The organism is Variovorax sp. IB41 (assembly GCF_016405905.1).
In the GTDB taxonomy this organism is placed as follows: Bacteria; Pseudomonadota; Gammaproteobacteria; order Burkholderiales; family Burkholderiaceae_C; genus Variovorax.
The window spans coordinates 39,804-52,870 of the sequence record NZ_JAEFCB010000024.1 but is presented as its reverse complement, the minus strand read 5'-3'; the positions used below and the strand labels follow the sequence as shown (position 1 = coordinate 52,870).

11 protein-coding genes are annotated in these 13,067 nt (G+C 65.1%); 5 read left to right on the top strand and 6 right to left on the bottom strand.

Annotation, left to right across the window (positions count from 1 at the left end; translation table 11 throughout):
• Positions 1 to 40: 40 nt before the first annotated feature.
• A complete protein-coding gene (locus JC881_RS28575) occupies positions 41 to 445 on the bottom strand; it encodes a hypothetical protein (protein WP_198789140.1) in 405 nt (134 codons plus the stop codon).
• Positions 446 to 470: 25 nt separating this feature from the next.
• Complete coding sequence (msrA, locus tag JC881_RS28570; RefSeq protein WP_198789138.1) at positions 471 to 1,022, bottom strand: peptide-methionine (S)-S-oxide reductase MsrA; 552 nt, start codon at positions 1,020 to 1,022, stop codon at positions 471 to 473.
• A 104-nt stretch (positions 1,023 to 1,126) separates the two neighbouring features.
• Between msrA and JC881_RS28565 the strand changes: the two genes are divergently transcribed.
• The 4 genes from JC881_RS28565 to JC881_RS28550 all read left to right on the top strand — a co-directional run bounded on the left by JC881_RS28565 (position 1,127) and on the right by JC881_RS28550 (position 4,646).
• The gene (locus JC881_RS28565; protein ID WP_198789136.1) at positions 1,127 to 1,804 is read left to right on the top strand and encodes a TetR/AcrR family transcriptional regulator; all 678 of its coding nucleotides are present in this window, start codon (positions 1,127 to 1,129) and stop codon (positions 1,802 to 1,804) included.
• 92 nt (positions 1,805 to 1,896) lie between these two features.
• The gene (locus JC881_RS28560; protein ID WP_198789134.1) at positions 1,897 to 2,574 is read left to right on the top strand and encodes a protein-L-isoaspartate O-methyltransferase family protein; all 678 of its coding nucleotides are present in this window, start codon (positions 1,897 to 1,899) and stop codon (positions 2,572 to 2,574) included.
• Between the two features lie 13 nt (positions 2,575 to 2,587).
• Positions 2,588 to 2,923, top strand: a complete 336-nt coding sequence (locus JC881_RS28555) for a rhodanese-like domain-containing protein (RefSeq protein ID WP_176656184.1) — start codon at positions 2,588 to 2,590, stop codon at positions 2,921 to 2,923.
• Positions 2,924 to 3,104: 181 nt separating this feature from the next.
• A complete protein-coding gene (locus tag JC881_RS28550; RefSeq protein WP_198789132.1) occupies positions 3,105 to 4,646 on the top strand; it encodes a TolC family outer membrane protein in 1,542 nt (513 codons plus the stop codon).
• A 187-nt stretch (positions 4,647 to 4,833) separates the two neighbouring features.
• Here the strand turns inward: JC881_RS28550 and JC881_RS28545 are convergent, their stop codons facing one another.
• From JC881_RS28545 to JC881_RS28530, 4 genes are all read right to left on the bottom strand, one after another.
• The gene (locus JC881_RS28545) at positions 4,834 to 5,976 is read right to left on the bottom strand and encodes a hypothetical protein (protein WP_198789130.1); all 1,143 of its coding nucleotides are present in this window, start codon (positions 5,974 to 5,976) and stop codon (positions 4,834 to 4,836) included.
• A 1-nt stretch (position 5,977) separates the two neighbouring features.
• Positions 5,978 to 8,317 (bottom strand): M23 family metallopeptidase, encoded by a 2,340-nt coding sequence (locus tag JC881_RS28540; RefSeq protein WP_198789128.1) that lies wholly within the window; start codon positions 8,315 to 8,317, stop codon positions 5,978 to 5,980.
• Between the two features lie 260 nt (positions 8,318 to 8,577).
• Entirely contained in the window at positions 8,578 to 9,957 is a 1,380-nt protein-coding gene (locus tag JC881_RS28535; RefSeq protein ID WP_198789126.1) for a 3-deoxy-D-manno-octulosonic acid transferase, read from the bottom strand.
• 5 nt (positions 9,958 to 9,962) lie between these two features.
• Entirely contained in the window at positions 9,963 to 11,345 is a 1,383-nt protein-coding gene (locus JC881_RS28530) for a phosphomannomutase/phosphoglucomutase (RefSeq protein WP_198789124.1), read from the bottom strand.
• A 111-nt stretch (positions 11,346 to 11,456) separates the two neighbouring features.
• On the opposite strand from JC881_RS28530, the gene JC881_RS28525 reads away from it, so the two are divergent.
• On the top strand, positions 11,457 to 13,064 hold the full coding sequence (locus JC881_RS28525; protein WP_198789122.1) for a DNA-3-methyladenine glycosylase 2 family protein: 1,608 nt from the start codon (positions 11,457 to 11,459) through the stop codon (positions 13,062 to 13,064).
• The last annotated feature ends 3 nt before the right edge of the window (positions 13,065 to 13,067 follow it).

The window sequence follows — 13,067 nt, the reverse complement described above, 5'->3', positions numbered from 1 at the left end:
CCCGCACAAGGCAGGCGCAGCGACCGGAACACGGGGGGATTCAGCGAGTGGAAGGCGGGCCGCGCGCGTCGAACAGCGCAACCCAGCGGGCGATGGCTTCGCCCTGCAGATAAGCGAACGTGGCCGAGGGCAGCAGCACCGGCAGCACCACCAGCGGCACGCCGGGGACGCTCGATCCGTGCGAGAGCTGGTCGTACAGCCGGCACTCGGCGTCGGTGTGGTCGCCGAAGAGGCTGACGACGCCGTGGCCCGCGTGGACGTGGGCGCCCTTTTCAGCCTTTGCCGCCTGGACCGTCGCCGCCGCCGAGGACGCAGAGGCCAGGCCGGGCACGTGCAGCGACCGGTGCATCACGCCCAGCGTGCCCGCGAACCACAACGCGATCGCCAGCACGACAAGGATCGCGCGGGTCGAGAACTGCGGGGATGGGCGGGCGGCGAGGTGCACGGAAACGGAGAGGATCAGGCTTCGATCAGGCCTTGACGCGGGAGGCGAAGGTCTTCTGGAACTTCTCGACCTTCGGGCCGACGACGAACGCGCAGTAGCCCTGGTTCGGGTTGTTCAGGAAATAGTCCTGGTGATACGCCTCGGCGGTCGAGTAGTTGGCGAGCGGCGCCACCTCGGTCACGACGGGCGCGCTGTAGGTCTTGCTGGCCTCGATTTCGCGGATCACGTCTTGCGCCACCTGCTTTTGCGCGTCGCTCGTGTAGTAGATGCCGCTGCGGTATTGCGTGCCGACGTCGTTGCCCTGGCGGTTGAGCGTTGTCGGGTCGTGCACGACGAAGAAGATCTCCAGGATTTCGCGCAGGCTGATCTGGGCGGGATCGAACTGGAGCTTCACGACCTCGGCGTGGCCGGTGCGGCCGGTGCAGACCTGCTCGTAGGTCGGATTGACCACCTGGCCGTTGCAATAACCCGACTCCACGTCCAGCACGCCCTGCACACGGTCGAAGACCGCTTCGGTGCACCAGAAGCAGCCTCCGCCAATCACGATGGTTTCGGTGGGCGACGGTGAGGAAGTCATGGGCACTGCTCCGGCAGGTTGGGAATCGGCGAACCCGATATTGTCGCGGCTTGACGTGACGGATGCCGGTCACTACATTACTAACCCGCGAGTCATTAACCCACATGCCCACTCCCCGTTCCCTTGTCGACAAATTCTGCCCGGTGCGCTCCAAGCGAGAACGCCGGAAAGAAGCGCGCCCCGGCGAACTGCTGGCCGCCGCGCTCGACCTGTTCGTCGAAAAAGGCTTTGCCGCGACCCGTTCGGAGGAAGTGGCGGCGCGCGCCGGGGTCTCCAAGGGCACCCTCTTTCTCTATTTTCCGAGCAAGGAAGAGCTCTTCAAGGCCGTGATCATGGAGAGCCTGGGCGGCCGCTTCACCGAGTGGAACGCCGAGTTCGAGGCCTTCGAGGGCACCACCGCCGAGATGCTGCGCTACTGCATGAACGTCTGGTGGGAGCGCGTGGGCATGACCAAGGCCTCGGGCCTGACCAAGCTCATGATGAGCGAAGGCGGCAATTTTCCCGAGTTGGCGGAGTTCTACCGTCAGCAGGTGGTGCGACCCGGCCACGACCTGCTGCGGCGCATCCTGCAGCGCGGCATCGACCGCGGCGAATTCGCGCCGGTCGACATCGAGCATGCGATCTATTCGGTGATCGCGCCCATGGTCTTCCTGATGCTCTGGAAGCACTCGGCCATGGTCTGCGTCGATGGGGAAAGCGCCCTGGACCCCGAGAAATTCCTCGCCACCCAGGCCGAAACCGTGCTCTACGGGCTCAGCGTGCGCCCCGGGGACAAGGCATGAAGAAGACTTTTGTATGGCCGAGCGGGCCGCTGGCGTCATCCGGGCCACCTAAAATTGAAGGTTTGTCCTGAGCCCACAAGGAAAGCCACGCCATGAACCCCACCCCCACCCTCGAGCGCTTGCGCTTCAACATGATCGAACAGCAGATCCGCCCCTGGGATGTGCTGGACCTGGACATCCTGGACCTCCTGGCCACCATCCACCGCGAAGACTACGTGCCGGAGGCCCACCGCACGCTCTCGTTCTTCGACATGGAGCTGCCGCTGCTCGACGGCTCGGTGCCTGGCGAATTCATGCTCTCGCCCAAGGTCGAGGCCCGGACGCTGCACGACCTGAAGGTGCAGAAACATGAGTCCGTGCTCGAAATCGGCACCGGCTCGGGCTTCATGGCCGCCCTGCTCGGTGCCCGCGCCGCCCAGGTGCTGTCGCTCGAAATCAACCCCGTGCTGGCCGCCCGCGCCGCCCAGACGCTGCGCCAGAACGGCGTGAGCAACGTCGAAGTGCGTCACGCCGACGGCGCCGTGCCCCTGGCCAGCGGCCCGAGCTTCGACGTGATCGTGCTGAGCGGCTCGGTCGCCCGCATTCCGCAGAACCTGCTGGGATCGCTGAAGGTCGGCGGCCGCCTGGCCGCCATCGTGGGCGAGGAGCCGATGATGCGCGCCCACTTCGTCACCCGCTCGAGCGAAAGCAAGTGGGACACGACGCAGCCCTGGGACACCGTGGCACCGCGCCTTTTGAATTTCCCCGAGCCTTCGCGCTTCTCGTTCTGAGCGGGCCGCACCCATGATCGACCAAGTCCGCCCCGCCGACCTCGCCGCCTGGTTTGCGCAAGACGCCGATGCCGCCCCCGTGCTGCTCGACGTGCGCGAACCGTGGGAGCTGCAGACGGCGAGCGTCGCGCCCGCGGGCTTCACGCTGGTGGCGATCCCGATGAATGAAATTCCCGGGCGCCTCGCCGAACTGGGCGAGGGACAACGCATTGCGTGCCTCTGCCATCACGGCGCGCGCAGCCAGCGCGTGGCCGCGTTTCTGAACCAGAACGGCTTTGACCAGCTCGCCAACGTGGCGGGTGGCATCGACGCCTGGTCCTCGCACGACCCTTCGGTCCCGCGGTATTGAATGACACCCCCAGGCTCCGCGCACTTCGTGTCGCTTCTCCTTCCCCCTTGCAGGGGGCAACACCGACGGCCCGGCAAAGCCGGTTCCGTGGTGTTCCTGGAATTGGCACCGCTTCGCTCGACGCGAGCGTACGACGCTGCTTGAGCGCGCAAAAAGACTTTCTCTTCCTCAAGGACGTTCAATGCCTCCACGGCCCCGGCTTCTGCCACTTTCCGCAGCACTCGCCAGCGTTATCGCGACCCTGCTGGCGCTGCCGGCCCAAGGCCAGACACTGAACGAACTCTATGACTCCGCCCGCGGCTACGACGCCACGTACCAGGGCGCGCGGGCGCAGTACGACGCGAACGTCGCGCGCGCCGCGCAGGCCAAGGCCGGCATCCTGCCGGCCGTCGGTCTCACGGCCGGCGTGAACCGCAGCAACCTGGACGTCGACACCCTCACGGGCGACAACCGCGGCGCCAGCGCCTCGCGCAACTTCAACACGCAGAACGTTGGCATCAACGCCACGCAGCCGCTCTACCGCCCGGCCAACTGGGCCACCTACGAACAGGGCAAGCGCCAGGCGGAGATCGCGCTGGCGGTGTTCACCACGGCCGAGCAGGACCTGATCGTGCGCGTGAGCCAGGCGTATTTCGACGTGCTCGCGAGCCAGGACAGCCTGGCGCTCGTGCGCGCGCAGAAGGTCGCCGTGGCCGAGCAGCTCGCCTCGGCCAAGCGCAACTTCGAGGTCGGCACCTCCACCATCACCGACTCGCGCGAAGCCCAGGCCCGCTACGACCTGGTGATCGCGCAGGAAATCGCCGCCGAGAACGACCTGCAGGTCAAGAAGATCGTGCTCGACCAGCTCGTCGGCCGCCCCGGCAGCGTGCCCGTGCCGCTGGCCGTGCCGGTCGTGCTGCCCACCGCCCAGCCCGCGGACATCAACGCATGGGTCGCGCAGGCCGACGAGGTGCACCCCGCGATCCAGCAGGCGCGCCTGGGCCTGGACGTGGCCGGGCTCGAAGTGCAGAAAGCGCAGGCCGGCCACAAGCCCACGCTGGACGCCAACCTGGGCTACAACGTCACGCGCAACCCGACGGGCACCAGCACCAGCACCGTGGGCACGCGCATCAACGCGGCCACCGTCGGCGTCACGTTCAACCTGCCGCTCTTCGCCGGCTTTGCCACCGAGAACCGCATCAAGGAAACCCTGGCGCTCGAAGACCAGTCGCGCAGCGTGCTCGACGGCACCCGCCGCAGCGTGGCGCAGGCCACGCGCGCGGCCTACCTGGGCCTCGTGTCGGGCGCGGGCCAGGTCAAGGCCCTGGAAGCCGCCGAATCCTCCAGCCAGAGCGCGCTCGATGCCAACAAGCTCGGCTACCAGGTGGGCGTGCGCATCAACATCGACGTGCTCAACTCGCAGAGCCAGTTGTTCCAGACCAAGCGCGACCTCGCGCAAGCGCGCTACAACGTGCTGCTCGGGAACCTGAAACTGCGCCAGGCCAACGGCACGCTGACGACGGCCGACATGGACGCGATCAACGCGACGCTGGCGAGCAATGGCAGCGCGCCAGCGGTGCCTTCACCCACGCCACCGGACCGTTCTTTCGCGCCTTCGACACCGGTGACGCCGCCCAGCATCCCGGTGGTGCCGCCGGTGCCGGTGCAGCCGTTCAATCCGACGCCGCCGACGATGCCAACGGCACCGGTGCCGCCGGTGATCGTGAATCCGCCGGTGCGCTGATAAAGAGGCGGTCGGCTCCGCTCAGGCTGCGACGGGCGGCGCCCGACCGTTCAATTCGCCCAGTTACAGCCGGCCTCTTCAAAGCCCGCTGCCGGGCGAGTCGTTGCGGCGCTAGCTCCCGAGAGAATCTGCAAATTCACCAATAGCATCGTCCCCAGAAATTTCTTGATTTTTTGCAGCGCTGAATTCAAATAGAAGGGCATCGGGATTGAATTTCTTCTTTGGAAATATACATTCTTCCTAGATCTTTTCTCCAGACGCTCATAGTCGATCCTGCCAACATCGCGCCCGAAATTTTCGTTGTCTTTCCAGCCTTCAGAAAAGAGAACCATTGGACTGTCGGACTGAAATGCGAAGTGCCGACCCGGTGGTACTCAGTCACATCCTTTTGTTTCAGTGGAATTTTCCCTATAGATTCGCCTCCGTAAATTTCGTGCAAACGAATACCAAAATACGTCGAAGGTCTTTGAAATTTGGAATCATCTGAATTGGGAGTAAGCAGAACTCCAAAATAGCGCCCCGACTCGTCGACATCTGGATAGACGTTGACTCGAACGTCATAGGCTGCAGTCGAAACTATTCGGCCCGTCGATGCGCAAATGTTGATGAAAGTCTGATCGTTTTCTCCCAGGAAAATCGTTATCAGTCGGTCATCGAAACTCATGTGGCCGATTTTTCTGGGAAATATGAGCGGCCCTTCACCTGGATTTTTCGCACCCGGTCTATTGATTGCGAGCCATTCTTCGACTGCCGTCTGCACGAGATTCGAACTCAATGCGACATCCCCCCAATTGCCCGATCGAACAATCTGCAGGTACCCTTCTTCTGTTTTAAACAGAAGAAAATTCCCACTGGCCGAAGCCAGAAATTCGACGGAAGACTTTGAGTAGACCTTCTTCATTCCGCCTCCGTCGAGGGTGTACGCAGTGAATTTTTCACCGGCATAAATACCGATCACATCCCCCTCGTTGCCGAGCCAGACTTCCTCGGGAAGATCGTCAATATATTGTTGAAATCTCAATTCTCGCGTTCTGGCTTCATAGATCGACAATGCGATTTTTTCATTTACCTTGCTCACGACCGCGAGGTAATTATCGTTGGCACTCATGGCGTATCGAGCGACGCCTTGCAGTGAAATGATCTCTTTCAATCCACCATCTCGAAAACGCGAAATTGAGAGTTTTCCCTCTCCTGTCAACGCTCCGACAAGAGATTTATCGCCCGATGCCTTGAACGATGTGTCGGTACTCTTCTCCGTGGACCGTGCGAGCGCGAAAAATCCGCTCAGGAGAAGAACAAGTACTGCTAATGATTTTTTCTTGAATTTCATCTCAGGGCACCTGGCGTTCAAAGCCCGCAGGCATGGGAACATCATTCAACACCGCCCACGCATAAGGCCCGGTGATGCGGCGAATGTCGCGCCCATTCCAGCCGCCATTGATGTTGTAGGTTATTTCATCCACATCGGCTTGTGCAAATCCTCGGTCTGCCAATCTGAGAATGCAGGACTCTCCTGCAAGGTGACCGGTGGAAGAATTTGCCAGCGCTTTCCACACCCAGAAGAAACCTCCGGAGTCCGATGCCATGCTGCTGTCTGTTGATACCGCCTCCACATTCCAGGAAGGGATCGGCTTTCCATCGAGAACGTATGTGCTTCGGCCATTTCGTTGAATCTGCGCCGCCGAGGGTCGCCCGTCATACCAATTGTTCCGGTACCGGGCGTGCCAATTGGGAAAATTCGCCGCGGTAAAAGGAATCGGCGGTGCATAGGATCTGAATTTTCCGTAGGCAATATAATTTTTTGCCCAGGTCAACTGCGTGAATCCCCTGCCGAAATAGGGCGCATAGTCCAAGGAAAGGCCGCCATACTCCTCCATGGTCCGCAGGTAGTCCGTCTCCTGAATGCATTGCCCAAAGAAATGAGCCCAACGCGCTGGGGTGCATATCCTGTACTTGCGCAATGCCTTGCTCAATTGAGGGTAATGGGCAGAAATTCTGGATTTTGCCTGCGCCCAATTTATCGGAATATGCGGCTGCGCCCTGGTTCTCCGGACAACCAGTTGCGCCAATTCGTCCCGCCCTAGCCATTCGCATTTCCTCATGTGCCCGACGAACTCTCTCGGGTGGAAGCGCCAATCGGCCTTCACGATCTCCGTGGGCAAGTCCAGGAAACTGATCGCGTTGGCGTGTTTCACGAAGCGGTCCCACTTCTGCGCGCCTGTGGCGTCGTCGTCTGTGGGTTTGAAGTCCTCGGTCTCCAGCCATCCGTAGCGCGCCTGCAGGCTTGTCTGGTCCCACTCGCTCGGAAACCGGCAGATGGCGCGTCGCAGTTTTCTTCTCACATCGACTTCTCCCAGCCGGCGAGCCAGTTGAACGGACTCCATGCGTCGTGCATTGGCAGGATCGGGGTCTCGGATCAGCGTCTTCATATGCAGCGAATCACACCGCTGATCGGCTGGCGCGGGATCGTCGTCGAAGCAGTTCCACCCCATGACGGGCAGGAAGTCGGCGTCGCTGAACTTGAAAGTGCCTTGCGCATTGAGGTCCGCCCAGACCTCCCCCGAGGTCGTGACGACCTTGCGCCAGTGGGCTGCGTTGGAAGGGAGCGGGTCGCCGCCCAGATTGCGCGCGAAACGCAGCAGTTCATACCAGCCGCTGGGACTGCTCACGGCCTGGGCGGCGGCGTCCAACGCGTCGTGACGGTCATTGGCAGCGGCGTACAGGTCGTACTCGAAGCTGTGGCCAGCGGCCGCAGGGGCATTGGCGCGGTGTATGTAGTCGTCCCGGCTGTCGTTCCTGGTCACGCCGATAGCGGTGCCGTGCGCGTCGTAGCTTGCCAGCGTCGCACCCCCGTTTTCATAGGTGATCTGCACCCACAAAGGCGTATGCAGCGTATTTGGCGGGAAGTGGTCCGAGGCGGCGCTTGCCGCGCCACCCACGTGGCCGCTTGCCCGCAAATGATGGGTCGGCTGACTGGTGCTCGTTGGCGTGCCGGCGGGCAGGTAGACGTAGAGACTGCCGAAGACGCTGTCGGTGCGGCCATCGGCGGTGGGTGGCGGCAAGGCCAATGGATCGACCCAGTCGGGTCCGCGTTGGGTCAGCAGCGCGAGGTTCGCCTTGTTGCAGCAAATCTCGAAATGGATTTGCCCGTCATGCCCATAGATCTGCCCCGGCGCACCGAGCTCCTCTTTCCGATAAACGGCTTTGCCAACTGACCACTCAAGGCCTGTTCTGGGGCAAGCGGCAATGCTGCTCAGATGCATGTAGACGCTGTAATAGACGACTTCCGTCACAACCGCCCCCGCGGCACCGATCTCCGTCCTGTGTTCGATGACGAGGAACCCGTCGCTGGTCCATGCGGCCGACGGCGTTTCTCCATGGAACGGGTTGTAGTTGAGCGGATGGTCCAGCTCGGCGTTCTGCGCAGTGGGAGCATGAACAAAAACTACCTTGCCATCGGCGACAGCGCGCACTGGCAAATACGCCCCGCCGGCAATGGGTGCCTGGATGTGGATGCCGTTGTGCCAAGCCAGTTTGAGACTCAGCGGGAACGAGCCTTCTGGCGCGTTGGTGCTCGCGAGGCGAGAGGCGGGTTGTGCCATGGCCGTGTCGAGCCATGCATCTTCGGATTGGCCGGCACGATAGGGCAGAAAGGGCGGGCTGATGATCATGTGCGCGTCTCGCAGGGAGATTTGCGAAGATCAAACCGGGCATCGCCCGATTCACGGGAAAGAAAGGGAAAGGAGAAAGGAAACGCGGGAGATCGGAGCGAGAACATGCAGGGCATCGACGGCTTCCATGACAAGGAAATAGGTCGATGCAGTTTGCGGGGACCGCTCTGCCAACACTGAGAACAATCGTCACCCGGACCGGGGTCCGGCGGCACCGGCTTTCAACTACCGGGCCGATCCGTGAAATAACGCCGGGGAGCTCAGTCCAGCGTCGGCTCCGCCCTGGTCTCTTCCAGCGGCACGCCTTCCTCCACTGCCACCGGCTCCGCCGCCTGCGCAATGGCCAGCACCGCAGCCGCCGTGCGTTCCGCAGCCCCGCGGTTCGACGAAGAAAACGCCAGCGCAGCCTGCGCCATCGCCGCACGCCGCTCGGGGTTCTCGACCAGCTTGAGCGCCGCCGTCACCGCCTGCTCCATGCCTTCCACGCGCAGCGAGGCGCCCGCGGCCAGCGACAGCTGCGCGGCCTCGGCGAAGTTGAAGGTCGAGGGGCCCATCACCACCGGGCAGCCGCACGCGGCCGGCTCGATGAGGTTCTGCCCGCCCAGCGGCTCGAAGCTGCCGCCCAGGAGCGCCACGTCGGCCAGGCCGTAGTACAGGGCCATCTCGCCGAGCGAATCGCCCAGCCAGATCTCCGCGTCCGTCGGCTGCCCGGCCGCGCTGCGACGCGCGACGGCGAAGCCTTGCGATTCGATCAGCGCGGCCACTTCGTCGAAGCGTTGCGGATGGCGCGGCACGATCATCCATTGCACGTCGTGCACGCGCTTGGCGATCGAACGGATCGCGCCCTGCTCGGGCGGCACGGGCGAGGTCGCGCCGAAGCGCTTGAGCACCTCGAGCAGCAGCCGCTCCTCGCCGTCGCGCGAGCTCGCGAGCACCACCATCGGCTTGGGCAGGCGCTCGCGCAGCGAGGTCGCGGCGGTGAGTTGCCGCGCGTCGGGCGTCGCGTCGAACTTGAGGTTGCCGTAGACGCCGGCCACCTTGGCGCCGAGCGACACCAGCCGGTGCGCGTCGGCCTCGGTCTGCGCCCACACGGCCGTGAGGGCCGAGTACGCGGGCCGCGCGAGCCAGCCCAGGCGCTCGGCCGCGCCCAGCGATTTCTCGTTGAGCCGCGCATTGGCCAGCACCAGCGGAATGCGGCGCTCGGCGCAGGCGGCGGCCATCACGGGCCAGACCTCGGTTTCCATCAGCACGCCGATGCGCGGCTTGAAGCGGTCCAGGAAGCGCGCGACGGCGCCGGGCGTGTCCCACGGCTGCCAGACCTGCGTGTCCCCGGGCTCCAGCAGCTTGGCGCCCTCTTCGCGGCCGGTCGCGGTGCCGTGCGTGAGCAGGATCGGAATGCCCGGGTACTGCCGCCGCAGTTCGGCAATGAGGATCGCGGCCGCGCGCGTCTCGCCGAGCGACACGGCGTGCACCCAGCACTGGGCCTCGCCGGTGATGGATTCGTCGTAGTGGCCGAAGCGCTCCTCGACGGCCACGGCATAGCCCGGCTCGGCCTCCGCGCGGCGCCGCAGCTTGCGGCGCACCAGCGGTTGCACGACGGTGGTGAAGGCGCCGTACAGGCGCAGCAGCAGGGAACGCACAGCTGTCAGTGAGAGGCTTCGGCCAGCTTGGCGTCGGGCTTGACCGTGCGCAGCAGCGCGAGCATCTCGGCTTCGATGCGATGCAGCGCCGCGTCGGTCTGGCCTTCGAAGCGCAGCACCAGCACGGGGGTGGTGTTGGAAGCGCGGATGAGCCCGAAGCCATCGGGCCAGTCCACGCGCAGGCCGTCGATGGTCGAGACCTTGGCGGGCGCGGCGAAGCTCGCGCTCTTGACGAGCGTGTCGACCACCGCATGCGGCTCGCCTTCGGCGCAGGCCACGTTCAGTTCGGGCGTCGAGAAGCTGGTGGGCAGCGCGTTGAGCACGTCGCTCGCGTCCGGGCTCTTGCTCAGGATCTCGAGCAGGCGGCAGCCGGCATAGGTGCCGTCGTCGAAGCCGAACCAGCGTTCCTTGAAGAAGATGTGGCCGCTCATCTCGCCGCCCAGCGGCGAATCGATTTCCTTCATCTTCGCCTTGATGAGCGAATGGCCGGTCTTGTAGATCATCGGCTTGCCGCCCGCGGCTTCGATGGCCGGCGCCAGGCGCTGCGAGCACTTCACGTCGTAGACGATGGTGCCGCCCGGCACGCGCGAGAGCACGTCCTCGGCAAACAGCTGCATCTGGCGGTCGGGAAAGATGTTCTGGCCGTCCTTGGTGACGATGCCCAGGCGATCGCCGTCGCCGTCGAACGCCAGGCCCAGCTCTGCCTCGCCCTTGGCCAGTTCGGCCATCAGGTCCTTGAGGTTCTCCAGCTTGCTGGGGTCGGGGTGGTGGTTCGGAAAATCGCCATCGACCTCGCTGAAGAGCTCGACCACCTCGCAGCCGATGGCGCGGAAGATGGCGGGGGCCGTGGCGCCCGCGATGCCGTTGCCCGAATCGACCACGATCTTCATGGGACGCGCCAGCTTGATGTCGCCCGCGATGCGCTTGACATACGCATCGGTCACATCGACCTTGCGCACGCTGCCGCCGGCAGCGAGCTTGGCGGTGCCGTCTTCCATGGTCTTGCGCAGGCCCTGGATCTCGTCGCCGTAGATCGCGCGGCCGGCCAGCACCATCTTGAAACCGTTGTAGTCCTTGGGGTTGTGGCTGCCGGTGACCTGGATGCCGCTCGTGCACAGCGTGTGGGCCGCGAAATAGAGCATCGGCGTGGTGACCGCGCCCACATCGATCACCTCGACGCCGGTGGCCACCAGGCCCTTGACGAGCGCCTCGGCCAGCGCGGGGCCCGACAGGCGGCCATCGCGCCCCACGGCCACCGTCTTTTCGCCGGCGGCGCGGGCGGCGCTGCCGAACGCGCGGCCGAGCGCTTCTGCCACCTCGGCATCGAGGGTGACGGGCACGACGCCGCGGATGTCATAGGCCTTGAAGATCGACGCGCTGAGCTGCATGAAAGGCGTTTCCCTGTTGGTTTTCGGAACGGGGCATTGTAGGCAACGGCCCGCCTGCCCACATGTCCGAAAACGGCCAGTTGAAACGAGGCGAAACCGTATCATTTGCCCATGCCTTCCACCCACGCCCCCTCTGAAGCGCTCGAGAGCGACGCCTGCTACCTGGCGATGAAGACGCACGATGCGCGCTTCGACGGATCGTTCTTCACCGCCGTGACCTCCACCGGCATCTACTGCCGGCCGGTGTGCCGCGTGAAGCTCCCGCGGCGCGAGAACTGCCGCTTCTTCGTGCACGCGGCGCAGGCCGAGGCCGAGGGCTTTCGCCCGTGCCTGCGCTGCCGGCCCGAATTGGCCCCGCGCGCAGCGAGCTGGTCCACCGAAGACGCCTCGCGCATCCTCGCGCTGCAGGCCGCGCGGCTGATCGACGAGCCCGATGCATGGGTCCACGGGGATGACAGCGGCCCCGGCGCCGCGCAGGTCGCGGCGCGCCTGGGCGTGAGCGACCGGCACCTGCGGCGCATCTTCGAGGCGCAGTTCGGCGTCTCCCCGCTCCAGTACCTGCAGACGCGGCGCCTGCTGGCCGCCAAGCAGCTGATCGCCGACACCCGCCTGCCGATGACGCAGGTGGCGCTGGCCAGCGGCTTTGCGAGCGTGCGGCGCTTCAATGCGGCCTTCGTGGAGCACTACGGCCTGAACCCGAGCGCACTGCGGCGCGCGGGCGGCGCCCAGGGCGGCACCCCAGGCCGAGAAGCGAAGGCGATCGAAGTGCGCCTGGGCTTTCGCCCGCCCTACGACGTGAACGCGATGCTCGGCTTCTTCGCGCGCCGCGCCCTGCGGGGCGTCGAAGTGGCGACCACGGCCGACGGCAAGGCGCCCGCCAAAGGTCAGACCCCGACATACGTGCGCCTGGCCCGCACGCTGCGCGTGCAGCAAGGCGCACAGGCACACGCCGGATGGCTGCAGCTGCGCTTCGACATCGAACGCGAGCAGATGCTGCTGTCGGTGAGCGATTCGCTCGCCGCGGTGCTGCCGATCGTGATCAGCCGCGCCCGCGCCATGCTCGATCTCGATGCCGAGCCGATGGCCATCAACGCCGCGCTGCATGACGCCTTTCCGCACGGCGACGGTCTTCGCGTGCCGGGCACGGTCGACGGCTTCGAGCTCGCGGTGCGCGCGGTGCTGGGCCAGCAGATCACGGTGGCCGCGGCGCGCACGCTGGGCTCGCGGCTGGTCGAGGCGTTCGGCGAACCGATCGCCACGCCCATCGACGGCCTGGACAAGCTGTTCCCCACGCCGGCGGCCATTGCCGCGGCCAGCGGCGATGCGCTCGGGCAACTGGGCATCGTGCGACAACGCCAAGCCGCGCTGCAGGCCATCGCCCGCGAAGTGGCGGCCGGCAAGCTGGCGCTGCATGCGGGCGCCGACGTGCCCGCGACCATCGCCGCGCTGCAGGAGCTCCCCGGCATCGGCGCCTGGACCGCGCAGTACATCGCGATGCGCGCGCTGCGCTGGCCCGATGCGTTTCCCGCAGGCGACATCGCGCTGCAGAAGGCGCTGGGCGTGACCACCGCGCGCGCGGCCGGCGAAGCCTCGCAGGCGTGGCGCCCCTGGCGCAGCTATGCGGTGCTTCGTGCATGGCACGCGCCCTCTTCCCCCACGGCCGTCGCACAAGCGCCGGCGGATTCTTCCAACATCACCACGGCAGGCCTCACCGCCTGAAAT